The 23,865-nt window shown below is 72.7% G+C and carries 21 protein-coding genes; 15 read left to right on the top strand and 6 right to left on the bottom strand.

Translation table 11 applies throughout. The features are described from left to right. Positions 1-110: 110 nt before the first annotated feature. Together metK and OG580_RS05685 are read left to right on the top strand one after the other, a co-directional pair. Positions 111-1,319, top strand: a complete 1,209-nt coding sequence (gene metK / locus OG580_RS05690; RefSeq protein WP_267042546.1) for a methionine adenosyltransferase — start codon at positions 111-113, stop codon at positions 1,317-1,319. Positions 1,320-1,421: 102 nt separating this feature from the next. Beyond that, complete coding sequence (locus tag OG580_RS05685) at positions 1,422-3,551, top strand: primosomal protein N' (protein ID WP_267042545.1); 2,130 nt, start codon at positions 1,422-1,424, stop codon at positions 3,549-3,551. An 86-nt stretch (positions 3,552-3,637) separates the two neighbouring features. On the opposite strand, the gene OG580_RS05680 is transcribed toward OG580_RS05685, so the two are convergent. After that, positions 3,638-4,156, bottom strand: a complete 519-nt coding sequence (locus OG580_RS05680) for a hypothetical protein (protein WP_267042544.1) — start codon at positions 4,154-4,156, stop codon at positions 3,638-3,640. 275 nt (positions 4,157-4,431) lie between these two features. On the opposite strand from OG580_RS05680, the gene fmt reads away from it, so the two are divergent. The 8 genes from fmt to OG580_RS05640 all read left to right on the top strand — a co-directional run bounded on the left by fmt (position 4,432) and on the right by OG580_RS05640 (position 12,013). Then, complete coding sequence (fmt, locus tag OG580_RS05675; protein ID WP_267042543.1) at positions 4,432-5,364, top strand: methionyl-tRNA formyltransferase; 933 nt, start codon at positions 4,432-4,434, stop codon at positions 5,362-5,364. Between the two features lie 180 nt (positions 5,365-5,544). Continuing rightward, positions 5,545-6,957, top strand: a complete 1,413-nt coding sequence (locus OG580_RS05670; RefSeq protein ID WP_267042542.1) for an RsmB/NOP family class I SAM-dependent RNA methyltransferase — start codon at positions 5,545-5,547, stop codon at positions 6,955-6,957. A 162-nt stretch (positions 6,958-7,119) separates the two neighbouring features. Beyond that, entirely contained in the window at positions 7,120-7,803 is a 684-nt protein-coding gene (gene rpe / locus OG580_RS05665; RefSeq protein ID WP_267042541.1) for a ribulose-phosphate 3-epimerase, read from the top strand. Positions 7,804-7,952: 149 nt separating this feature from the next. Continuing rightward, entirely contained in the window at positions 7,953-9,002 is a 1,050-nt protein-coding gene (locus OG580_RS05660) for a sugar-binding transcriptional regulator (RefSeq protein ID WP_267042540.1), read from the top strand. A gap of 118 nt (positions 9,003-9,120) precedes the next feature. Beyond that, positions 9,121-9,549, top strand: coding sequence for a ribonuclease domain-containing protein (locus tag OG580_RS05655; RefSeq protein WP_267042539.1), 429 nt, complete (start codon positions 9,121-9,123; stop codon positions 9,547-9,549). Then, positions 9,546-9,878, top strand: coding sequence for a barstar family protein (locus tag OG580_RS05650; RefSeq protein ID WP_267042538.1), 333 nt, complete (start codon positions 9,546-9,548; stop codon positions 9,876-9,878). Before OG580_RS05655 ends, OG580_RS05650 begins: the two co-directional genes overlap by 4 nt. Positions 9,879-9,983: 105 nt before the next feature. After that, positions 9,984-11,426, top strand: coding sequence for a GuaB1 family IMP dehydrogenase-related protein (locus OG580_RS05645; RefSeq protein ID WP_267042537.1), 1,443 nt, complete (start codon positions 9,984-9,986; stop codon positions 11,424-11,426). Positions 11,427-11,503: 77 nt separating this feature from the next. Then, positions 11,504-12,013 (top strand): GNAT family N-acetyltransferase, encoded by a 510-nt coding sequence (locus OG580_RS05640; protein ID WP_267042536.1) that lies wholly within the window; start codon positions 11,504-11,506, stop codon positions 12,011-12,013. Here the strand turns inward: OG580_RS05640 and OG580_RS05635 are convergent. Continuing rightward, the gene (locus OG580_RS05635) at positions 11,985-13,073 is read right to left on the bottom strand and encodes a GDSL-type esterase/lipase family protein (RefSeq protein ID WP_267042535.1); all 1,089 of its coding nucleotides are present in this window, start codon (positions 13,071-13,073) and stop codon (positions 11,985-11,987) included. The two genes, OG580_RS05640 and OG580_RS05635, sit on opposite strands and share 29 nt — an antisense overlap. 389 nt (positions 13,074-13,462) lie before the next feature. Here OG580_RS05635 and OG580_RS05630 point away from each other — a divergent pair, with 389 nt between their 5' ends. After that, positions 13,463-14,944 carry an amino acid permease gene (locus tag OG580_RS05630; RefSeq protein WP_267042534.1) on the top strand — a complete coding sequence of 494 codons (1,482 nt, stop codon included), beginning with the start codon at positions 13,463-13,465 and terminating at the stop codon, positions 14,942-14,944. Positions 14,945-14,954: 10 nt separating this feature from the next. Continuing rightward, on the top strand, positions 14,955-15,410 hold the full coding sequence (locus OG580_RS05625; RefSeq protein WP_015032260.1) for an Lrp/AsnC family transcriptional regulator: 456 nt from the start codon (positions 14,955-14,957) through the stop codon (positions 15,408-15,410). 75 nt (positions 15,411-15,485) lie between these two features. On the opposite strand, the gene OG580_RS05620 is transcribed toward OG580_RS05625, so the two are convergent. Next, on the bottom strand, positions 15,486-16,052 hold the full coding sequence (locus OG580_RS05620; RefSeq protein WP_267042533.1) for a Repetin: 567 nt from the start codon (positions 16,050-16,052) through the stop codon (positions 15,486-15,488). A gap of 289 nt (positions 16,053-16,341) precedes the next feature. On the opposite strand from OG580_RS05620, the gene OG580_RS05615 reads away from it, so the two are divergent. Together OG580_RS05615 and OG580_RS05610 are read left to right on the top strand one after the other, a co-directional pair. Further along, positions 16,342-17,148 carry a carbon-nitrogen hydrolase family protein gene (locus OG580_RS05615; RefSeq protein ID WP_267042532.1) on the top strand — a complete coding sequence of 269 codons (807 nt, stop codon included), beginning with the start codon at positions 16,342-16,344 and terminating at the stop codon, positions 17,146-17,148. A gap of 62 nt (positions 17,149-17,210) precedes the next feature. Further along, a complete protein-coding gene (locus OG580_RS05610) occupies positions 17,211-18,908 on the top strand; it encodes an NAD(P)/FAD-dependent oxidoreductase (protein ID WP_267042531.1) in 1,698 nt (565 codons plus the stop codon). Between the two features lie 27 nt (positions 18,909-18,935). Here the strand turns inward: OG580_RS05610 and OG580_RS05605 are convergent, their stop codons facing one another. From OG580_RS05605 to OG580_RS05595, 3 genes are all read right to left on the bottom strand, one after another. Further along, positions 18,936-19,727: a DUF5995 family protein gene (locus tag OG580_RS05605; RefSeq protein WP_267042530.1), complete on the bottom strand. Its 792-nt coding sequence runs from the start codon at positions 19,725-19,727 to the stop codon at positions 18,936-18,938. A gap of 72 nt (positions 19,728-19,799) precedes the next feature. Further along, positions 19,800-21,200 (bottom strand): uracil-xanthine permease family protein, encoded by a 1,401-nt coding sequence (locus tag OG580_RS05600; RefSeq protein ID WP_267042529.1) that lies wholly within the window; start codon positions 21,198-21,200, stop codon positions 19,800-19,802. A 107-nt stretch (positions 21,201-21,307) separates the two neighbouring features. Beyond that, positions 21,308-22,531, bottom strand: a complete 1,224-nt coding sequence (locus OG580_RS05595; protein ID WP_267042528.1) for an MFS transporter — start codon at positions 22,529-22,531, stop codon at positions 21,308-21,310. A 106-nt stretch (positions 22,532-22,637) separates the two neighbouring features. On the opposite strand from OG580_RS05595, the gene OG580_RS05590 reads away from it, so the two are divergent. Then, entirely contained in the window at positions 22,638-23,762 is a 1,125-nt protein-coding gene (locus OG580_RS05590) for an ROK family transcriptional regulator (RefSeq protein ID WP_267042527.1), read from the top strand. The last annotated feature ends 103 nt before the right edge of the window (positions 23,763-23,865 follow it).

Genomic DNA, 23,865 nt, shown 5'->3' with positions numbered 1-23,865 from the left:
GGTCCATTGCCCGACCGTGACCGATAGACTGTTCGTGGAACGTCGCGGGGCGCAGCCCCCTGCCGGTCCGTATCGAGTAGCCAGCAGCCGCTGCAACCCCAGGGAGCGTTGTGTCCCGTCGTCTGTTCACCTCGGAGTCCGTCACCGAGGGTCACCCCGACAAGATCGCTGACCAGATCAGCGACACCATCCTCGACGCACTGCTGCGAGAGGACCCCACCTCGCGCGTCGCCGTCGAGACGCTGATCACCACGGGCCTGGTGCACGTCGCCGGCGAGGTGACCACCAAGGCGTGGGCGGACATCCCCACCCTGGTCCGGAACAAGATCCTCGAGATCGGCTACGACTCCTCGAAGAAGGGCTTCGACGGCGCCTCCTGCGGCGTGTCGGTGTCCATCGGATCGCAGTCCCCGGACATCGCGCAGGGTGTCGACACCGCGTACGAGAAGCGGGTCGAGGGCGATGAGGACGAGCTGGACAAGCAGGGCGCCGGCGACCAGGGCCTGATGTTCGGCTACGCGTCGAACGAGACCCCCGAGCTGATGCCGCTGCCGATCCACATCGCGCACCGGCTGTCGCGCCGCCTGACCGAGGTCCGCAAGAACGGCACCATCCCGTACCTGCGTCCCGACGGCAAGACCCAGGTCACCATCGAGTACGACGGCGACAGGGCCGTCCGTCTCGACACGGTCGTCGTCTCCTCGCAGCACGCCTCCGACATCGACCTTGAGTCGCTGCTCGCGCCCGACATCCGCGAGTTCGTCGTCGAGTACGTGCTCAAGCAGCTCATCGACGACGGCATCAAGCTCGACACCGAGGGCTACCGCCTCCTCGTGAACCCGACCGGCCGCTTCGAGATCGGCGGCCCGATGGGCGACGCCGGCCTCACCGGTCGCAAGATCATCATCGACACCTACGGCGGCATGGCCCGCCACGGCGGCGGTGCCTTCTCCGGCAAGGACCCGTCGAAGGTCGACCGCTCGGCCGCCTACGCCATGCGCTGGGTCGCCAAGAACGTCGTCGCCGCGGGCCTCGCCTCGCGCTGCGAGGTCCAGGTCGCCTACGCGATCGGCAAGGCCGAGCCCGTCGGTCTCTTCGTCGAGACCTTCGGTACCAACACCGTCGACAACGAGAAGATCGAGAACGCCATCGCCGAGGTCTTCGACCTCCGCCCGGCCGCGATCATCCGCGACCTCGACCTGCTCCGCCCGATCTACTCCCAGACCGCCGCCTACGGCCACTTCGGCCGTGAGCTGCCGGACTTCACCTGGGAGCGCACCGACCGCGTGGACGCCCTGAAGAAGGCCGCCGGTCTGTAGTCCCGGGATTTCCCGGTCGTACGTGACGGAAGCCCGGCACCCCTCGGGGGTGCCGGGCTTCCGTATGCCCGGCTGTCGGTGGCGTCTGGTAGGTATGGGGCTGTGAGCAGCGAGAAGGAGAATTCCGACGGGCCCGAGCAGCTCGCGCTCATTCGGGAGACCGTACGGAAGGCGAACGTGCCGCGGGCCAAGCCGCGGACCTGGCGGGGCGCCGCCCTGGCCAAGGAACTGCCCGTCGCCCGGGTCGTCGTGAACAAGGGGTCGCTCCATCTCGACCAGTTCTTCGACTACGCGGTCCCCGAGGAGCTGGACGAGACCGCCCGGCCCGGGGTGCGGGTGCGGGTGCGGTTCGGGGCGGGCGCGCACCAGGTGAGGGGCGGGCGCCGCGAGGGCGGGCGGCTGATCGACGGCTTCCTCGTCGAGCGGCGGGCCACCTCCGATTACTCCGGTCCGCTCGCCGCCCTCGCCGACGTCGTCTCGCCCGAGCCGGTGCTCGGCCCCGAGCTGCTGGGCCTCGCCCGGGCCGTCGCCGACCGGTACGCGGGCAGCCTCGCCGACGTGCTCCAGCTCGCCGTGCCGCCGCGCAGCGCCCGCGCCGAGGGCCGGCCCTCTCCCGAGCCCCTGCCGCCGCCGCGCCCCCCGGAGCCGGGGACCTGGACGCGGTACGAGCGGGGGCCGGCCTTCCTCGACTCCCTCGCGCGCGGCGGCGCGCCCCGGGCCGTGTGGAACGCGCTCCCGGGTCCGCACTGGGCCGAGGAGATCGCCCGAGCCGTCGCCGCGACCCTGGCCTCCGGTCGTGGCGCCCTCGTCGTCGTACCGGACGGCCGGGCGGCCGGGCGGGTCGACGCGGCGCTGACCGAGGTCCTGGGGCAGGGGCGGCACGCGCTGCTCACCGCCGAGGCGGGCCCCGAGAAGCGGTACGGGCAGTGGCTCGCCGTCCGGCGCGGCGCCGTGCGGGCCGTCGTCGGCACCCGGGCCGCGATGTTCGCGCCCGTACGGGACCTCGGGCTCGCCGTCATCTGGGACGACGGCGACGGCAGCCACAGCGAGCCCCACGCCCCGCAGCCCCACGCGCGCGAGGTGCTGCTGCTGCGCGCCGCCCACGACCGCTGCGCCTTCCTCCTCGGCAGCACGAGCTGCACCGTCGAGGCCGCCCAGCTCGTCGAGTCCGGCTGGGCCCAGGCGCTCGGCGCGGGCCGCGAGGAGGTCCGCAGGGCCGCCCCCCTGATCCGGACCGTCGGCGACGGCGAGCTGGCCCGCGACGAGGCCGCGCGAGCCGCCCGGCTGCCCTCGCTGGCCTGGCAGGCCGTACGGGAGGGGCTGAAGACCGGGCCGGTGCTCGTCCAGGTGCCCCGGCGCGGATACGTACCGAGGCTGGCCTGCGAGCGCTGCCGGACACCCGCCCGCTGCCGGCACTGCGCCGGGCCCCTGGAGGCTCCCGAGCAGCAGGAGCTGCGCTGCGGCTGGTGCGGGCGCGGCGCTCCCGACTGGCACTGCGTGGAGTGCGGCTCGAACCGGCTGCGGGCCCAGGTCGTCGGCGCGCGGCGCACGGCGGAGGAGCTGGGCAGGGCGTTCCCGGCGGTGCCGGTCAGGACCTCGGGGCGCGACCACGTCCTGGACAGCGTGCCCGGGCGCCCCGCGCTGGTCGTCTCCACCCCCGGCGCCGAACCCGTCGCCGAGGGCGGCTACGCGGCCGCGCTGCTCCTCGACGGCTGGGCCATGCTCGGCCGGCCCGACCTGCGCGCGGGCGAGGAGGCGCTGCGCCGCTGGATCGACGCGGCCTCGCTGGTGCGGGGCCAGGCGGAGGGCGGCACGGTCGTCGTCGTCGCCGAGCCGACGCTCCGCCCGGTCCAGGCGCTCGTCCGCTGGGACCCGGTGGGGCACGCCCAGCGGGAGCTGGCCGAGCGGGCCGAGCTGGGTTTCCCGCCGGTCTCCCGGATGGCGGCGGTGAGCGGCCTGCCGGAGGCGGTCTCGGGGTTCCTGGCGGGGGCGGGGCTGCCCGGCGACGCCGAGATCCTCGGTCCTGTGCCCCTGCCGGTGGTCCGCCCCGGCGGGCCGCGCCGTCCCGGGGACCCGCCGCCGGGCGAGCAGTGGGACCGGGCCCTCGTGCGGGTGCCGCCGGGGAGCGGGGCGGCCCTCGCGGCGGCCCTCAAGCAGGCGCGGGCCGCCGGCCTGGCGCGCGGCGGCGGGGAACCGGTGCGGATCCGCGTGGACCCGCCGGACATCGGCTGACATCGGCCGGCGTCGGCGCGCAGGGGCAGACACGCGCGACGGCCGCCGGTCCCCAGAGGGGCGGGCGGCCGTCGAGGTCTCGCGGGTCAGTTGTTGCGCGGGCCCGGGAAGGCCGACGGGCGCGGGTCCTCGCGGAGGGTCGCGCTGCCGGAGGTGGGCTGCGGCGGCATCGAGCGGGCGGCGGGCACCGACGGAATCGTGCGGGTCACGCTCGGCTCGGGTGTCGGGTCCTGGTCCACGGCGATGCCCTGCTGGGGCGCGCGCCGGGCGCCGTAACGGCGGTGGACGGCCTGCTTGGTGACACCGAGCGCGGAGCCGACCGCGTCCCAGGAGAAACCGAGCGAGCGGTCGAAGTCGACCGCGGCGGTCACCAGGGTCTCGACGCTGTCCCGCAGTTCCTGGGCGAGGCGTACGGTCGGGGCGGGCGCGCGCCCGTAGACGACGAAGCCCGTGGACGGGCCGGAGCGGCGGGGGCGGTAGACATTGCCCAGCTGGGCCGTGAGCGTGCGCAGTGCGTCCACCTGCCGCCGGACCCGCTCGATGTCCCGCACCAACAGGTGCAGACTCGCCCGGGCTTGGGCGTCGTGGGTTGCGTGGTCGGCCATGTGAAAGCCTCTCGAACCGGCGTGTAAGGGAGCGGGTCGCAGGAGGGAACGGCGACCCGATTCGGTCAATCTCTCTTGACCAACGCGCCACCGGGAGTTGGGTCACGCTGCGGGGGCGTACACGCATATGCGCGGGGCGCTCGCCCCCACGTACGCCCCTGGGGGTGGCGTGGTGACCAGGCCGGGCCCGGGTCCCCGCGCCACCCCCTGGCGTCCCGCCGCCTAGACTGGTGTGTCGCCCGCCACGCCCCCGGACAGACAGGCAGCCGCCACCCATGAAGCTCGTCTTCGCAGGCACCCCCGAGGTCGCCGTACCCGCCCTGGACGCCCTGCTCGCCTCCGGTCGGCACGAGGTGGCCGCCGTGGTCACCCGGCCGGACGCCCCGGCGGGCCGCGGCCGGCGGCTCGTCGCCAGCCCGGTGGCCCAGCGGGCCGAGGAGGCCGGGATCGAGGTCCTCAAGCCGGTCCGGCCGCGTGACGAGGACTTCCTCGCCCGGCTCCGGGAGATCGCCCCGGACTGCTGCCCCGTCGTCGCCTACGGAGCGCTGCTCCCCAAGGTCGCCCTCGACATCCCCGCCCGTGGCTGGGTCAACCTGCACTTCTCGCTGCTGCCCGCCTGGCGCGGCGCGGCGCCCGTGCAGCACTCCCTGATGGCCGGCGACCAGGTGACGGGCGCCTCCACCTTCCTCATCGAGGAGGGCCTCGACTCCGGCCCGGTCTACGGCGTCGTCACCGAGGACGTCCGCCCGACCGACACCAGCGGCGACCTGCTGACCCGGCTCGCCTTCGCGGGCGCCGGGCTGCTCGCCGCGACCATGGACGGCATCGAGGAGGGCGCCCTCCACGCGGTCCCGCAGCCCGTCGAGGGCATCACCCTCGCCCCGAAGATCCAGGTCGAGGACGCGCACGTCGACTTCGCCGCCCCCGCCCTCCGGGTGGACCGGGTGGTCCGCGGCTGCACCCCGGCCCCCGGCGCCTGGACCGTCTTCCGCGGCGAGCGCCTCAAGCTGATCCAGGTCACCCCGCTCCCGGACCACACCGACCTGGCCCCGGGTGAGCTCGCGGTGGGCAAGAACAACGTGTACGCGGGCACCGGTTCGTACGGCGTCGAGCTCCTCTGGGTCCAGCCGCAGGGCAAGAAGCCCATGAAGGCCGCCGACTGGGCCCGTGGCGTCCGCATCGCGCCGGGCGAGCGGCTGGGCGCGTAGCGACGACCCCCGGGGCAGCGGGAGAGGGTCCGGGGCCGTGACGCGAGGCCGGGGCCGGTCCGGGCCGTGACGCGCGGCCGGGACCGACGGCCCCGGGGCCACGGCCCCGGGCGCGGGTAGGGGTGCGGCGGACGTAGTCTTGCAGGGTTCGACCTCTTCATTTCGTCACGCGGAGCACCTTTGAGCGAGCAGGCACGTCGCCGTCCCCACAAGCCCTACCGGAGGCCCCAGAAGGACCCCGTCCGGATGCTCGCCTTCGAGGCGCTGAGGGCGGTGGACGAGCGCGACGCCTACGCGAACCTGGTGCTGCCGCCGCTCCTGAAGAAGGCCCGGGAGAAGGGCGACTTCGACGGGCGGGACGCGGCCCTCGCGACCGAGCTCGTCTACGGGACGCTGCGCCGCCAGGGCACGTACGACGCGATCATCTCCGCCTGCATCGACCGGCCGCTGCGCGAGGTCGACCCGCCCGTGCTGGACGTGCTCGCGCTCGGCGCCCACCAGCTCCTCGGGACCCGGATCCCCACCCACGCCGCCGTCTCCGCCAGCGTCGAGCTGGCCCGGGTGGTGCTCGGCGACGGGCGGGCCAAGTTCGTGAACGCCGTCCTGCGGAAGATCTCGCAGCAGGACCTCGACGCCTGGGTGGCGCAGGTCGCCCCGCCGTACGACCAGGACGCCGAGGACCACCTCGCCGTCGTCCACTCGCACCCCCGCTGGGTCGTGTCGGCGCTCTGGGACGCCCTCGGCGGCGGCCGCGCCGGCATCGAGGACCTCCTGGAGGCCGACAACGAGCGCCCCGAGGTCACCCTCGTCGCGCGCCCCGGCCGCTCCACCACCGAGGAGCTCGCCGCGGTCACCGAGACGCTGCCGGGCCGCTGGTCCCCGTACGCCCTCCGGATGGTCGAGGGCGGCGAGCCCGGCGCCATCGAGGCGGTCAAGGAAGGCAGGGCCGGCGTCCAGGACGAGGGCAGCCAGCTCGTCGCCCTCGCCCTCGCCAACGCGCCCCTCGAAGGGTCCGACGCCCGCTGGCTCGACGGCTGCGCGGGCCCCGGCGGCAAGGCCGCCCTCCTCGCCGCCCTGGCCTCCGAGCGCGGCGCCGCCCTGCTGGCCTCCGAGAAGCAGCCGCACCGCGCCCGGCTCGTCGAGTGCGCCCTCGCCGGCAACCCCGGCCCCTACCAGGTCATCGCCGCCGACGGCACCCGCCCGCCGTGGCGCCCCGGCTCCTTCGACCGGGTCCTGATGGACGTGCCCTGCTCGGGTCTCGGCGCCCTGCGCCGCCGCCCCGAGGCCCGCTGGCGCCGCCGTCCCGAGGACCTGGACGGCTTCGCCCCGCTCCAGCGCGGCCTGCTGACGGAGGCGCTGCGCGCCGTGCGCGTCGGCGGGATCGTCGGGTACGCGACCTGCTCCCCGCACCTCGCCGAGACGCGCGTGGTCGTGGACGACGTCCTGAAGAAGGTCGGCGGCGCCGAGCTGATCGACGCCCGCCCCCTGCTGCCGGGCGTGCCCGCCCTCGGCGACGGCCCGGACATCCAGCTGTGGCCGCATCTGCACGGTACGGACGCGATGTACCTGGCGCTGCTGCGCCGTACGGTCTGACCGGTCGGCCACCGGACCGGTGGCCGACCCCTCGCTCACCTGACCGCTTTCGGTGGGTCCGTCCCTGTCGCGAACTCGTCGCTTCGTACCGAAATTGGTCTGGACCGAATCCGAAACCGCTCAGCGGCAAAGAAGTACCCAAGAACGTGGGAGGCTTGGCACATGGCGCAGATCAACCCCAGCATCCTGTCCGCGGACTTCGCGCGGCTCGCCGAGGAGGCGAAGGCCGTCGGCGGCGCCGACTGGCTGCACGTCGACGTGATGGACAACCACTTCGTGCCCAACCTGACGCTGGGTGTGCCGGTGGTCGAGTCGCTCGCCAGGGCCACCGACACGCCGCTCGACTGCCACCTCATGATCGAGGACCCCGACCGCTGGGCCCCCCAGTACGTGGAGGCGGGCGCCGGTTCGGTGACCTTCCACGTGGAGGCCGCCGCCGCTCCCGTGCGGCTCGCCCGGGAGATCCGGGCGAAGGGCGCGCGGGCGTCGATGGCGCTCAAGCCGGCCACGCCCATCGAGCCGTACGAGGACCTGCTCCCCGAGCTCGACATGCTGCTGATCATGACGGTCGAGCCGGGCTTCGGCGGGCAGTCCTTCCTCGACATCATGCTGCCCAAGATCCGCCGTACCCGTGAGCTGATCTCCAAGCACGGTCTGGAGCTGTGGCTCCAGGTCGACGGCGGGGTCGCGGAGTCCACGATCGAGCGGTGTGCCGAGGCCGGTGCCGACGTCTTCGTCGCGGGCTCGGCGGTCTACGGCGCGGCGGACCCGGCCGCGGCCGTGGCCTCGCTGCGGGCCCGCGCCGAGGCCACGACGGCCACCGCCGCGTGGGCGTGTGGCCACTGAGCCTCCGCGGGATGAACGCGGTCCGTCGGGCCGCCGACAGGACTGATCAAGGCCCGCCGTATCTGACAGGATGAACGGCGAGTCCAGAGTGTGAACGACAGCCGTATGCGAACAGCCGTATGCGAACAGCCGTATGTGAACAGCGGTACGTGAACAGCAGTGAGGAGATCGCGGTGGCGGGTATGTCGGCGGGACGGTCAGCCCTGCGGATGGGCCCCGCGGAGCTGGTGCAGGCGGCGGCCATGGCCCGCCGCTTCTACCTCGAGGGCAAGTCCAAGATCCAGATCGCCGAGGAGTTCGGCGTGAGCCGCTTCAAGGTGGCACGGGTCCTGGAGACCGCCCTGGAGCGCGATCTCGTACGCATCGAGATCCGCGTGCCGGCCGAGCTGGACGCCGAGCGCTCCGACGCGCTCCGCGCCCGCTACGGGCTCCGTCACGCCGTCGTCGTCGAATCCCCGGCGGAGGGCGAGGACGAGTCGCCCGACCCGGAGAACCTCGGTGAGGTCGCGGCCGACCTGCTCGGCGAGCTGGTCACCGAGGGCGACGTCCTGGGCCTCGCCTGGGGCCGCTCCACCATCCACATGGCGGCGGCGCTCGACCGGCTGCCGCCCTGCACGGTCGTGCAGCTCACCGGCGTGTACGACGCCGGGACCGCCGAGCGCGGCTCGGTCGAGGCGGTACGGCGTGCCGCCCAGGTCTCCGGTGGCGAGGCCCACCCGATCTACGCGCCCATGCTGCTGCCCGACCCGGCGACCGCGGCGGCGCTGCGCAGCCAGACCGGCATCGCGCGGGCCTTCGAGTACTTCGACAAGGTGACGGTCGCCTGCGTCTCCATCGGCTCCTGGGAGCCGGGCATCTCGACCGTGCACGACATGCTCTCCGACGCGGAGCGCGCCCACTACGCCTCGCTGGGCGTCGCCGCCGAGATGTCCGCGCACCTCTTCGACGCCGAGGGCCGTCGCGTCGGCCGTGACCTGGGCGAGCGCTGCATCACCGTCGAGGCGGACCGGCTGCGCCGCATCCCCGAGGTCGTCGCGATCGCCGGTGGGCAGCGCAAGGCGGCGGCGATCGGCGCGGTGCTCCGCTCCGGCCTCGTCACCAGCCTGGTGACGGACCGCGCCGCGGCGGACTTCCTGCTGACCGAGTCCAGTCCGGGCACGCACCCGGCGCTCGACCGGACGGACCCCGACGGCAGCTGAGCGGCGGTCCGGCCGTAGCCGAGCGGCGGTCCGACGGCCGCGTCCCGGGGCCTGTCCCGGCGGGCGCGGCCGGGTGAACCAAGGGGCTGGAGCCATCCCGTAACGGTATGTTCGGGACATGTTGCTCCGGCCCCTTCGCGTACTCCTCGCTCTCGTCCTGTGCGTCTTCCTGGCCGGGTGCTCCGCCGCGAGCGAGACGGTCTCCACGGGGTCGACCGGTGCCACACCCGCGCGCTCCGCCGTGGCGGAGGCGGCGACCGGGACCTCGGGCCTGCCCACCGTGCGCGTCGCCGACCTGCCGGCCGAGGCGCGGCGGACGCTCGATCTCATCGCGCGGGGCGGCCCCTACCCGTACACCAAGGACGGCAGCGTCTTCTCGAACTTCGAGCGGGTCCTGCCGCGGAAGGAACGCGGCTACTACCACGAGTACACCGTGAAGACCCCCGGTGAACGCGACCGAGGGGCGCGCCGGATCGTCACCGGACGGAGCGGCGAGATCTACTGGACCGACGACCACTACGAGACCTTCCGTGAGGTGCTCGCATGAGACTCGACGACACCGTCGTCCTCGATCTGGCCGGCGTCACGGACAAGACCGTCCTCATGGACCGGTGCGCCGTCGCCCTCGCGCTGCCCGCGTGGTTCGGCCGCAACTGGGACGCCCTGGCGGACTGCCTCACCGATCTCCCCGAACCGGTCACCCTCGTCGTCACCGGCTGGCAGGAGTACGCCAGGACACGTCCCCACGAGTGGGAGACCGCCCAGGACGTCTTCGCCACGGCCGTCGACGAGCGCCCCACCCGCCTCTCCGTCCTCCTCGCCCTGGGGGAGACCTTCGGAGGATCCCACGAACCACCTCCCGCAAGCCTCGGATGAATCGCCCGGGGCTGGTATTCGTACTGCCGTGGGACAATGAACTACGTGCTTTTTCCCCTGGCTGAAATGCCTAGGGGCCGATCCGAACGACTGGGATGTCAGCACGTGCGTTTCCTCAATGACGTCAAGCCGCCCTACGACCTGACGTACGACGATGTGTTCATGGTGCCGAGCCGCTCGGCCGTCGGTTCCCGCCAGGCGGTGGACCTCTCCTCGCCGGACGGGACCGGGACGACGATCCCGCTGGTCGTCGCCAACATGACCGCCATCGCCGGCCGTCGCATGGCCGAGACCGTCGCCCGGCGCGGCGGCCTGGTCGTCATCCCCCAGGACATCCCGATCGAGGTCGTCACCGACGTCATCTCGTGGGTCAAGAGCCGCCACCACGTGCTCGACACCCCGATCGTCCTGGAGCCCCACCAGACCGTCGCCGACGCGCTCTCCCTGCTGCCCAAGCGGGCCCACGGCGCCGGCGTCGTCGTCGACGAGAACCGCCGCCCGGTCGGTGTCGTCACCGACGCCGACCTCTCCGGCGTGGACCGCTTCACCCAGCTGTCCGAGGTCATGTCGAAGGACCTGCTCCTCATCGACGCCGACATCGAGCCGCGCGAGGCGTTCAACACGCTGGACCACGCCAACCGCCGCTACGCCCCGGCCGTCGACAAGGACGGCCGCCTGGTCGGCATCCTGACCCGCAAGGGCGCGCTCCGCGCGACCCTGTACACCCCGGCCACCGACGCCGAGGGCAAGCTGCGCATCGCCGCCGCCGTCGGCATCAACGGCGACTTCGTGGGCAAGGCCAAGCAGCTGCTCGACGCGGGCGTGGACACGCTCGTCATCGACACGGCGCACGGCCACCAGGAGTCGATGATCGCCGCGATCAAGGCCGTGCGGGCGCTCGACCCGCAGGTCCCGATCGTCGCGGGCAACATCGTCGCCGCCGAGGGCGTCAAGGACCTCATCGAGGCGGGCGCGGACATCATCAAGGTCGGCGTCGGCCCCGGTGCCATGTGCACCACCCGCATGATGACCGGTGTCGGCCGCCCGCAGTTCTCGGCCGTCCTGGAGTGCGCCGCCGAGGCGAAGAAGTACGGCAAGCACGTCTGGGCAGACGGTGGCGTCCGGCACCCGCGCGACGTCGCCATGGCGCTCGCCGCCGGCGCGTCGAACGTGATGATCGGTTCCTGGTTCGCCGGCACGTACGAGTCCCCGGGCGACCTCCAGCAGGACGCCAACGGCCGGCTCTACAAGGAGTCCTTCGGCATGGCCTCCGCGCGCGCCGTCAAGAACCGCACCAGCGACGAGTCCGCCTACGACCGCGCCCGCAAGGCGCTGTTCGAGGAGGGCATCTCCACCTCGCGCATGTTCCTCGACCCGACCCGTCCGGGCGTCGAGGACCTGATCGACTCGATCATCGCGGGCGTCCGCTCCTCCTGCACCTACGCCGGTGCGGGCTCGCTCGCCGAGTTCGAGGAGAAGTCCGTGGTCGGCATCCAGTCCGCCGCCGGCTACGCCGAGGGCAAGCCGCTGCACGCCAGCTGGAGCTAGTACCTCTCGTCCGTCACGCCGTGGGCCCCCGGGAAAATCCTCCTGGGGGTCCACGGCGTTCCCGTACGGTCGGACGCATGGAGATCAGGCCCTGCCGCGCCGCCGACGTGCCCCTGCTCGACCGCCACATCCCCAACCCCGGGGCGCCGGCCCGGCACGCCGACCGGTTCGCGCGCCAGGAGGCCGGACTCGGGACGTACCTCCTCGCCTGGCGTGACGGCGTGCCCGTCGGCTACGGGCAGGTGCGCTGGGACGGCTGTGCCGCGCCCGAGGTACGGGCCGTGCTCGGCGACTGCCCGGAGCTCAACGGCCTGGACGTGTGGCCCGAGGGATTCCGCGGGCAGGGCATCGGGACGGCCCTGGTCCACGCGGCGGAAGCACTGGTGCGGGAGCGCGGCGGGACTGCCCTCGGGCTCGGCGTGGCGCACGACAACCCCCGGGCCGCGGCGCTGTACGCCCGGCTCGGCTACGAGGCCGCCGTCACCTACACCGACCGCTACGGCTGGACGGACGCGGAGGGTCGCACGCACGCGTGCGCGGACGCGTGCATCTTCCTGGTCAGGTCCCTGGCGGTACGGGGCGGCTGACCGGCACGTGGGGGCGCAAGGGGTGTCTTGCCGATCGGGCCGGGCTCGCGCCCTCTGGTGCCTGATCCGGCCTGATCGACAAGACACCCCCCAGGGCCTCCGCCACCGCCGCCGCGATCCGCGCGTGGCCCGCGTCGTTCGGGTGCAGTCCGTCCGCGAGGTGCTCCGGGCGGAGCAGGGACCGCCCCGGCAGGACCAGGAGCCCCTCGTCGCCCTCGGCGGCCAGGTCCCGGCCCGCGCGCTCCATGGCCCTGCGCAGCTCCGTGAGGGTGGCTCCGAGGGCGTTGCGGGTGTGCTCGGCCTCCGGGCGCAGGACGGGCGAGACGATCAGCAGCGGGGTGTCCGGATGGCCCCGGCGTATCAGGCCGACGAAGGCCCGGACCGTCGCGTACAGCCAGTCCGCCGTCGCGGGCACCCGGGACCAGCAGTTGGTGCCGAAGGCGAGCGTCACCAGCTCGCCCGGGAGCCGCGCGAGATGCTCGGCGAGGGGCAGCTCGCCCCGGGCCCCGCCCGCGTACCCCAGATTGACCGGGTCGAGACCGAGCAGCCGCCCCGTCGTGGCGGGCCAGGAGTGCGCGGGGCGGGTCGCCCACCAGCCCTCGGTGATCGAGTCGCCGTGGACGAGCCAGCGGGGCCGCACCGGGGCGGGGGAGAGATGGCCGCCTACGGCCCGTAGGGCGAGCGGGACCGGTGACTGGCCCTCCGGGAGGTGGACGGCGAAGACACCGCCGGACGGGGGCAGCGGGAGGCTGACCGTGCCCTCGGGCGCCGGGACGGCGCAGGTCTCTCCGACGAGCCGCCGGCCCTGCCAGAGCGCGAAGCAGTGGCGCAGCGCGGCGAGCGGGTCGTCGGGCTCCGGGACGGCCGCCCGGTAGCGCAGCTCCACCGCGCGCGTCCCCGGCGCGGCCGTGAACTCGATCCGTACCCCGATGGGCAGCGCGGCCCGCTCGGCGATGTCCCACGGCAGCCGTTCCAGGTCGTCCGGGTCCGCCCGTACCGCCCGCTCTCCGTCGAGCCAGGCCGTGCCGCGCAGGAAGGGCGCCGGGGCGAGCCAGCCCACCGAGGCCTCCGATCGTGGGGTTGCCGGGGGCTCGCAGCGTGGGGCACCGGGTACGAGGAGTCAAGGCACGTGCACGCGCGCGTGACGGTTCGGTGGGGCTCACGCACGCGTGCGTGCGTGAGCCCCACCGAAGCCCCCAATGTGCCGATTCATGCAGGGGAGCGCAATGTTTCCCCGTCTGCGTCGCAAGCGCGCAATGATCATCCGGCACTGCGCAACAACCCTGCATTACGAGTGCGAACCCACTCCGCTTAGGCTCGTGCCCCGTACCAGGAGTGGCGGCGACCGCCTGCTCGGCGGTTCCCCTTCCCCCGTGGGCTTGTCTCGGCATGCCCGCGTGCCGCCGTGGTCGTCTCCTCGCCTACAGGCAGCGATAAGGAGCCTCCGCAGTGCTGGACCACGGCGCAGCCCCACCGGTCGTCGACACGGCCACCCCCAAGACCTCGGCGCTCGGCGCGCTCACCCGACGCAAGCCGGTGGAACAGCTGGTCAGTGAGGGTGGGCAGGGTGAGGGCGGCAGCCTCCGCCGCTCGCTCTCCATGTGGCAGCTGACCATGATCAGCATCGGCGCCACGCTCGGCACCGGCATCTTCGTCGTCCTCGGCGAGGCAGTGCCCAAGGCGGGCCCGGCCGTCACCGTCGCCTTCGTTCTCGCCGGTCTCACGGCGCTGTTCTCGGCCCTCTCGTACGCCGAGCTGGCCGGAACGATCCCCGTCGCCGGCTCCTCGTACTCGTATGCGTACGCAACCATGGGTGAACTCGTCGCCTGGGTCTGCGGCTGGTGTCTGCTTCTGGAGTACGGCGTCTCCGTCGCCGCCGTGGCCGTCGGCTGGGGTGACTACCTCAACGAGCTCCTCGACGGGACGATCGGTGTCACCCTCCCGGCGTCGCTGACCGCGCCTCCCGGCGACGGCGGCGTGTTCAACCTGCCGGCCCTGATCGTCGTCGTGCTCGCGATGATGTTCCTGCTCGGTGGCGCGAAGGAATCCGCCCGCGCCAACACGATCATGGTGTTCGTCAAGATCGCCTCGCTGGTGCTGTTCTGCGCGATCGGCTTCATGGGCTTCACGTCCGGCAACTACTCCGACTTCCTGCCGCTCGGCCGCGACAGCATCGGTGCGGCGGCGGCCATCCTCTTCTTCTCGTACATAGGCTTCGACGCCGCCTCCACCGCCGGCGAGGAGGCCAAGAACCCCAAGCGCGACCTGCCCCGGGCGATCATGCTCTCCCTGGTGATCGTCACGGCGCTGTACGTCCTCGTGGCCGCAGTCGCCGTCGGCGCGTGGAACTGGAAGAAGTTCGAGGGCACCGACGCGACGCTCGCCGCGATCATGAACGACGTCACCGGACAGAGCTTCTGGGGCACGCTCCTCGCCGCCGGCGCCGTCATCTCCATCGCCAGCGTCGTCCTGACCGTCCTCTACGGCCAGACCCGCATCCTCTTCGCGATGTCCCGCGACGGCCTCGTCCCCAAGGTCTTCGGCAAGGTCAGCCCCAGGACCGGCACCCCGCGTGCCAACACGGTGATCGTCTCGCTCTTCTGCGGCGTCCTCGCCGCCGCCGTCCCGCTCGGCGAGCTGGTCAACGCCACGAGCATCGGCACGCTCTTCGCCTTCGCCCTGGTCAACATCGCCGTCGTGGTGCTGCGCTACACCCGGCGCGACATGGACCGCTCGTTCAAGGTGCCGCTCGGGCCGCTCTTCCCCGTGCTCGGCTTCCTCTTCTGCGTGTACAGCATGTTCAGCCTCGACCTGATCACGTGGAAGTATTTCGGTGGCTGGATGGCCGTGGGCCTCGTGGTCTACTTCCTGTACGGCATGCGCCGCTCCCGACTGGCCACCGCAGCGTCAGCAGCATCAGCAGAGAAGTGATCCACCCGTAGTGCGACTCAACGACCTCGACGAACGCATCGTCCACGCCCTCGCGGAGGACGCCCGCCGCAGCTACGCCGACATCGGCTCGCTCGTCGGACTCTCCGCGCCCGCCGTGAAGCGGCGCGTGGACCGGCTCCGGGCCGAGGGCGCCATCACCGGATTCACCGTACGGGTGGACCCGGCGGCGCTCGGCTGGGAGACCGAGGGCTTCGTCGAGATCTACTGCCGCCACAACACCTCGCCGGACGACATCCGGCGGGGTCTGGAGCGGTATCCCGAGGTGGTGTCCGCGTCGACCGTCACCGGTGACGCGGACGCCGTCGTCCAGGTCTTCGCCTCGGACATGCGCCACTTCGAGCGCGTCCTGGAGCGGATCGCGGGCGAGCCCTTCGTGGAGCGCACCAAGTCCGTCCTGGTGCTCTCGCCGCTGCTGCGGCGCTTCTCCTCGGGCTCGCCTGCGTAGGGGGTCGGGCGGTCTGGGCGGTGCGGGCCGTGGTTCCCGCACCGCCCCTTCGCCCACCCACCCCCGTGGGGCGGCCTATTCGGTCGGGTAGACGAACTCCCAGGGCGTGACCTCGAAGTCGCCCGTCCCCTCCTTGACCTTCTCGAAGGGCGCGCCGCTGACGCACGGCGGCACCTTGTCCTTCTGCGGGTCGGCGGTCATCCAGGTGTAGCCGAGCCGGTCGCCGGCGGGGTCGTCGTGCACCGTGACCCCGACGCGCGCCTTCCGGAACTCCTTCACATCGGTCTCGACGACGACACCGGACACGACGGCCACCTTGCCGCCCGTCGTGAGGCAGTCGACCTTCACCTCGGCGTAGCCGCCCCAGTCGCCCTTGTAGTGGCTGAAGCGGAACGTGCCGGTGGCCTTCATCGGATCCTGCCGGTCCTTCTCCGCGAGATGCGCGTCGAAGGTGAAGGTGATGTCGTCCCCGGCCGGCCGGTACAGCTTGGCCGTACCGGTCAGCGCGGCGGCCTCCGAGACGGCGGCAGGGGCCGCGGCCGGCGCGGGAGCGTCGTCCGCCGCGGCGACGGCGATGCCCCCGGCTCCCAGGGCGAGCAGGACGGCGGCGGCGACGGCGACGATCTTGGTGGGGCGGTTCATGGCTACACGGTCCTTTCGGCAGGTCGTCCGGGGTTCCTCCGGACGACCACCACTCTTCCGCGCGGACCGCGCCGGGGCGTCGCGCCGAGGGACGGTCCTCGTCTCCGCCGCGTGGCGGGGGAGCCGTACGCCCCCGGGTGGAGCCGTACGCAACGAATCGCCGCCGACTTCTCCGATCGCGCAACGGTTCGACGGTCGGTCCGCAACGCTGCCGCCTTGTCCCGGGAGAGTCCGGAACCGTACCGTTTTTAACGTCTCCCTCCCCACATCAGACCCTTGAGGACCGCCGATGCCCGCGCTGCGCACCGCCCTGCTCCAGAGTTCCGGACAGCCCGGTGACGTGGCCGCCAATCTCGCGGTCCTCGACGAGGCCGCCGGCCGCGCCGCGGCCACCGGCGCCGGTCTCCTGATCGCCCCGGAGCTCTTCCTCACCGGGTACGCGATCGGTGACGACGTGCCGAGGCTCGCCGAGCCCGCCGACGGTCCCTCCGCGCGGGCGATCGCCGCGATCGCCGTCCGGCACGGTCTCGCGATCGTCTACGGCTACCCGGAGCGGGACACCGAGCAGCACGGGGTCCTCTACAACTCCTCGCAGCTCATCGGTGCCGACGGCACCCTCCTGGCGAACTACCGCAAGACCCACCTCTTCGGCTGCTTCGAGCAGAAGTGGTTCACCCCGGGGGAGCGGGCCGTCGTCCAGGCCGAGGTCGACGGCGTCCGTCTCGGCATGCTGATCTGCTACGACGTCGAGTTCCCGGAGAACGTCCGGGCGCACGCGCTCGCCGGCACCGACTTCCTCGTGGTCCCGACCGCGCAGATGCACCCGTTCCAGTTCGTCGCCGAGTCGGTCGTCCCGGTCCGCGCCTTCGAGAGCCAGATGTACGTGGCGTACGTGAACCGGACCGGTCCCGAGGGCGAGTTCGAGTTCGTGGGCCTCTCCACGCTCGCCGGCCCCGACGGCACCGCCCGTGCCCGCGCCGGCCGGGGCGAGGACCTCGTGTTCGGCGAGGTCGACCCCGACTTCCTGGCGGCCTCCCGCGAGAACAACCCGTACCTCGCCGACCGCCGCCCCGGGCTCTACGGCTCCCTCGTCTGAGCAGCCCCGCCCCCCGACCTTCCTCTTCTTTCCTTCTTTTCCGTGCAAGGAGTCCGTACCCCATGACGTCCACGGTGCCCACGACCGCCGTCCCCCACAGCGACGGCCAGCCGCCGATCACCATGTTCGGTCCGGACTTCCCGTACGCCTATGACGACTTCCTGGCCCACCCGGCCGGTCTCGGCCAGATACCGGCCACCGAGCACGGCACCGAGGTCGCCGTCATCGGCGGCGGTCTCTCGGGGATCATCGCCGCGTACGAGCTGATGAAGATGGGCCTCAAGCCCGTCGTCTACGAGGCCGACCAGATCGGCGGGCGGCTCCGCACGGTGGGCTTCGAGGGCACCGCCACCGAGGGTCTGACCGCCGAGATGGGCGCGATGCGCTTCCCGCCCTCCTCGACCGCGCTCCAGTACTACATCGACCTCGTCGGCCTGGAGACCACGCCCTTCCCGAACCCGCTGGCCGAGTCGACCCCCTCGACCGTCGTCGACCTCAAGGGCGAGTCGCACTACGCCACCACCGTCGACGACCTGCCGCAGGTCTACCGCGACGTGATGAACGCGTGGAACGCCTGTCTGGACGAGGGCGCCGACTTCTCGGACATGAACCAGGCCATGCGCGAGCGCGACGTCCCGCGTATCCGCGAGATCTGGTCGAAGCTCGTCGAGAAGCTCGACAACCAGACCTTCTACGGCTTCCTCTGCGAGTCGGAGTCCTTCAAGTCCTTCCGGCACCGCGAGATCTTCGGTCAGGTCGGCTTCGGCACCGGCGGCTGGGACACCGACTTCCCCAACTCCATCCTGGAGATCCTCCGCGTCGTCTACACCGAGGCGGACGACCACCACCGCGGCATCGTGGGCGGTTCGCAGCAGCTGCCGCTCCGCCTGTGGGAGCGCGAGCCGGAGAAGCTCGTCCACTGGGCGCCGGGCACGTCCCTGAAGTCCCTGCACGAGGGCGACCCGAAGCCGGCCGTGACCCGGCTGAACCGGACCGCCGGCAACCGGATCACGGTCACCGACGCGTCCGGCGACATCCGGACGTACCAGGCGGCGATCTTCACCGCCCAGTCCTGGATGCTGCTCTCCAAGATCGCCTGCGACGACTCGCTCTTCCCGATCGACCACTGGACGGCGATCGAGCGCACCCACTACATGGAGAGCTCGAAGCTGTTCGTCCCCGTCGACCGGCCGTTCTGGCTGGACAAGGACGAGGAGACCGGCCGGGACGTCATGTCGATGACGCTGACCGACCGGATGACCCGCGGCACGTACCTCCTGGACGACGGCCCGGACAAGCCGGCCACGATCTGCCTCTCGTACACCTGGTGCGACGACAGCCTGAAGTGGCTGCCGCTCTCCGCCAACGAGCGGATGGAGGTCATGCTCAAGTCGCTCGGCGAGATCTACCCGAAGGTCGACATCCGGAAGCACATCATCGGCAACCCGGTGACGGTCTCCTGGGAGAACGAGCCCTACTTCATGGGCGCCTTCAAGGCCAACCTGCCGGGCCACTACCGCTACCAGCGCCGTCTGTTCACGCACTTCATGCAGGACGGCCTGCCCGAGGACAAGCGGGGCATCTTCCTCGCGGGCGACGACATCTCGTGGACGGCCGGCTGGGCCGAGGGCGCGGTGCAGACGGCGCTCAACGCGGTGTGGGGCGTGATGCACCACTTCGGCGGCGGCACCGACGCCGGCAACCCGGGTCCGGGCGACGTCTACGAGGAGATCGCCCCGGTCGAGCTGCCGGAGGACTGATCCGCCGGCGGGCTGATCCCGTACGGGTCACGGCCTGGTGAGCGGCGTGAGCAGCATCCGCCCCACCAGGCCCACCGACCGGTCGAGGCGCTCCGTGCACTCCCCGGCGAGCTCGGGCAGCCCGCGCAGCTGCCAGAGCGACCGTGCGGCCAGCCAGGCCCCGTCGCGGGCCCGGTCCAGGCTCCAGCAGCCGAGCAGATGCGTCAGCGGGTCCGTGATCTCCAGGAGGTCCGGGCCCGGCATCAGTTCCTCCCTGATGCGCTCCTCCAGGAGGACGAGGATGTCGCCGACCCGGTCGAACTCGTCCTCCAGGTCGGCGGGCGCGCACTCCAGGATCCGGCACGCGTCGACCACCGCGAGCGCCAGGTCGTGGCCGATGTGGGCGTTGATCCCGGCGAGCGCGAACTGCAGCGGACGTACGCCGGGATGGCGCCGGTAGTGGAAGAGAGGCCGCCAGCAGGCGGGCGCCGGGCCGCCGCCGGCGACGGTGTCGACCACCGTGAGATACCGCTCGGCGAAGCGCACGTCGAGGGTGGAGGCCGCCCGGCGGTCGGCGAACGTGCCCGCCTCGATGGCGTGGCCGATCTCCTCGGTGACGGTCAGATAGACCCGGTTGAAGACGGCGACCCCGTCGGCCGGATGCCAGGCGGAACGGATGGCCCGCATCCGGTCCACCACGGGGCCGACGGCCAGGAACTGCCCGACGTCCGACCCGACGTCCGACCTGATGTCCGGCCCGATGCCCCGCCTGCCGACCTGCCTGCCGTCCTGCCTGCCGACCTGCTCGCTGTCCTGCCCGATCTGCTGGGTCTGCGCCATGGGGGCAGGTTTCCAGTCGCCGGGCCGGGAGGGAACTCCCTGGGCCCGGCTTACCCAGAACGGGCGAATCACTCAGTTCTTCGACAGCGGATCCTCGCCGGAGGTGCTCTCGTACGAGCTGGTGCCGGAGTCCAGGAGGGGTTCCTGCGTCTTGAGGTGGGCCGGGGCGAAGGCCCGCAGCACGTGGTAGCCGGTGATGACGACGATCGTGCCGAGCGCGATGCCGCCCAGCTCGAAGGTGTCGGTGAAGGTGAGCTTCACACCGCCGACGCCGATGATGATGCCGGCGGCGGCCGGGACCAGGTTGAGCGGGTTGCGCAGGTCGACCTTGGCGTTGATCCAGATCTGGGCGCCGAGCAGGCCGATCATGCCGTACAGGATCACGGTGATGCCGCCGAGCACGCCGCCGGGGATGGCGGCGACGATCGCGCCGAACTTCGGGCAGAGTCCGAAGAGGAGCGCGAAGCCGGCCGCGGCCCAGTAGGCGGCGGTCGAGTAGACCCGGGTGGCGGCCATGACGCCGATGTTCTCGGAGTACGTGGTGTTCGGCGGGCCGCCCACGGCCGTCGACAGCATCGAGGCGGCGCCGTCGGCGGCGATCGCGGTGCCGAGCTTGTCGTCCAGGTCGTCGCCGGTCATCTCGCCGACGGCCTTGACGTGTCCGGCGTTCTCGGCGATCAGGGCGATGACCACGGGCAGCGCCACCAGGATCGCGGACCACTCGAAGCTCGGTCCGTGGAAGGAGGGCAGACCGATCCAGTCGGCCTGCGAGACGGCGGAGAGGTCGAGCCGCCAGTGGTCGGTGACCTGGCCGCTCGGGGACATCGAGTGGATCTTGCCGAAGACGAGGTCGAAGACCCAGGAGATGCCGTAGCCGAAGATCAGCCCGAGGAAGATCGCGATCCGGGACCAGAAGCCGCGCAGACAGACCACGGCGAGACCGGTGAACAGCATCACGAGCAGCGCCGTCCACTGGTCCTGCGGCCAGTACGTCGAGGCGGTGACCGGGGCCAGGTTGAAGCCGATCAGCATGACGACGGCGCCGGTCACGATCGGGGGCATCGCCGCGTGGATGATCCGCGCGCCGAACTTCCGTACCGCGAGACCCGCGAGGAAGAGCACCGCGCCGACGACGAGGATCGCGCCGGTCACGGTGGCGCTGGTGCCGCCCGAGGCCCGGATGGCGGCGGCGACACCGACGAAGGAGAGCGAGCAGCCCAGGTAGGACGGGACGGTGCCGCGGGTCGCGAGGAGGAAGATCGCGGTCGCGACACCGGACATCATGATCGCGAGGTTCGGATCCAGACCCATGAGGACCGGGGCCACGAAGGACGCCCCGAACATCGCCACGACGTGCTGGGCGCCGAGTCCCGCGGTACGGGGCCAGGAGAGCCGCTCGTCAGGCCGGACGACCGCCCCGGGAGCGGGTGTCTTCCCGTCGCCGTGCAGGGTCCAGCGCACGCCGAGGTTCATGAGGTCGCTCCCGTTCCGAGGTTCCGGCGGCCGTGGCGTGGCCGCAAAAGATCAGCCACATGGTATGCGCCACGGCGGGCCGGCCGGGATCGCGCCGGCCCGCGCCCTCACGCGACCGGGCCGGAGCTCTTCGCGGGGGCGCCGTCCTTCCTGGCCGACGCCGCGGCCCCGCGCGCACCGGGCCGCAGGACGCCCGCGCCGACCACGAGGCCCAGGGTCAGCAACGTGACCAGGCCGAAGGAGAAGACCAGGGAGGTCGCGTCGGCGATGCCGCCGATCGCCGAGGGGGCGATGAGACCCGAGGTGTACGTGATGGTGGCGACGCCCGCGATGGCCTGGCTGGGGTTCGGGCCGCTGCGGGCCGCCGCGGCGAAGGCGAGCGGGACGACGACCGCGATGCCGAGCCCGATGAGACCGAAACCGGCCATCGCGACGGCGGCGTGCGGGGCGAGGACGACCATGAGTCCGCCGAGGGTCGCGACGGCGCCCCCGACCCGTACCGTACGGACCGCGCCGAAGCGGTCCACGACCCGGTCGCCGACCAGCCGCGCCACGGCCATCGTCAGGGCGAAGGCGGTCGTCGAGGCGGCCGCGAGCCCGGCCGAGCTGCCCAGTTCGTCCCGCAGGTAGACGGCCGACCAGTCGAGGCTGGCGCCCTCCGCGAACACCCCGCAGAAGCCGATGGCGCCGATGATCAGCGCGGACTTCGGCGGCAGCGAGAACCGCGGCGGCGCCTCCTCGTCCGGGGTGTCGTGCACGTCCAGGACGCCCTGGCAGAAGGCCAGGCCGAGCGCCGTGAGGGTCAGGGCGGCGATCAGGTGGTGGATCCGGGCGTCACCGCCGAGGTGGGCGGCGACCGTGCCGGCGGCGGAGCCGAGCAGCGCGCCGACGCTCCACATGCCGTGCAGGCTCGACATGATGGACTTGCCGAGCCGGTTCTCGGTCTCGACGCCGAGCGCGTTCATCGCCACGTCGGACATGCCCGCGGTCGCGCCGTACACGAAGAGCGCGCCGCACAGCCCCCAGATGTTCGGGGCCAGCGAGGGCAGTGTCAGGGAGAGCGTCCACAGCGCGAGCAGGCCGCGCAGCGCCGTACGGGCGCCGAAGCGGTGGCTGATGGCTCCGGCGAGCGGCATCGCGAGGGAGGCGCCGAGCGCGGGGAAGGCGAGGGCGAGCCCGAGCTGTCCGGCGCTGACGCCCGCGTGCTCCTGGATCCACGGGATACGGGTCGCGAAGCTGCCGGTCACCGCGCCGTGGACGCAGAAGACGGCGGCGACGGCGAAGCGCGCCCGCCGCAGGCGCTCGGTGCTGAAGACGGTCTCCGCCGCCATGGGCCCTCCCTGGTTCGTGGTGTGGGCGGTAAACTATCAGGGACCCTGCCTGATAAATAGTCCGCGGGGGGATTCCGGGCAGGATCGAGTCTGAGAGGATCGCCGCATGGCCGCATCCCCGAGCACCGCACGGGCCATCAACGACCGGCTCGCCCTGCGACTGCTCCAGGACGAGGGTCCGTTGACGGCCACTCAGCTCAAGACGCTCACCGGGCTCTCCCGCCCGACCGTCGCCGACCTCGTCGACCGGCTCAGCGACTCCGGGCTCGTCCACGTCGTCGGGGAGTCCGGGGCGGAACGCCGCGGCCCCAACGCCAAGCTGTACGGGATCGTGGCCCACCGCGCGTACCTCGCCGCGCTCGACGTGCGCACCCGCTCGGTCTCCGTCACCGTCGCCGACCTCCTCGGCACCACCCTCGCCGAGGCCTCCGCGCCCGTCGGCGACGACGGCGGCACGGGCCCGGCCGTGGAGAAGGCGGTCACGCTCCTGGAGCGGACCGCCGAGGAAGCCGGCGTCGACCGGCTGCACACGGTGGCCGTCGGCGCGCCCGGACTGATCGACCCCGCCACCGGCGAGCTGCGCGACTCCGCCAAACTGCCCGCCTGGCACCGCCGCCTGGTCGCCGACCTCCAGGAACGGCTGCCCGCCCGCGTCCTCGTCGAGAACGAGACGAACCTCGCCGCCGTCGCCGAACTCCGCGAGGGCGCGGCCCGCGACCGCGAGGACTTCGTGCTGCTCTGGCTCGGCCAGGGCGTCGGTGCCGCCGTCGTCCTCGACGGACGGCTGCGCCGCGGGGCCTCCGGCGGCGCCGGCGAGATCGGCTTCCTGCCCGTGCCGGGCACCGCCGTCCTCCCCTCGGCCACCGGCTGCGACGGCGGCTTCCACGAGCTGGCCTGCGCGGCCGCCGTCGGCTCGCTCGCCGTCGCCCACGGCCTCGACCCGGCCACCGCGCTCACCTCGGGCGACGGCCCGTTCCTCGACGCCCTCGCCGGCCGTCTCGCCGTCGGCACGGCCGCCGTCGCCTCCGTCCTGGACCCCGGCTGTGTGGTCCTCGCCGGCGAGACCGGCCACCAGGGCGGCGCCGAGCTCGCCGCCCGCGTGCAGTCGGCGCTCTCGGGGCTCTCGCCCCTCCGTACCGAGGTCCGCCCGACCGCGCTCGGGGACGCGGCGGTCCTCCGCGGCGCCCTGCTCAGGGCCCGCGACGCGGCCCAGGACGAACTGTTCCCGTAGGGGAAACCTGCCGCGATCCGCGGAAGCGTCAGGCGCCGCGACCCGTCAACGTCAGGCGCCGCGACCCGTCAGCGTCAGGTGCCGCGCCCCGGAAACGCCAGGC

It is taken from the genome of Streptomyces sp. NBC_00094 (assembly GCF_026343125.1).
Lineage (GTDB): Bacteria > Actinomycetota > Actinomycetes > Streptomycetales > Streptomycetaceae > Streptomyces.
This window is presented reverse-complemented; position numbering and strand designations above follow the sequence as displayed.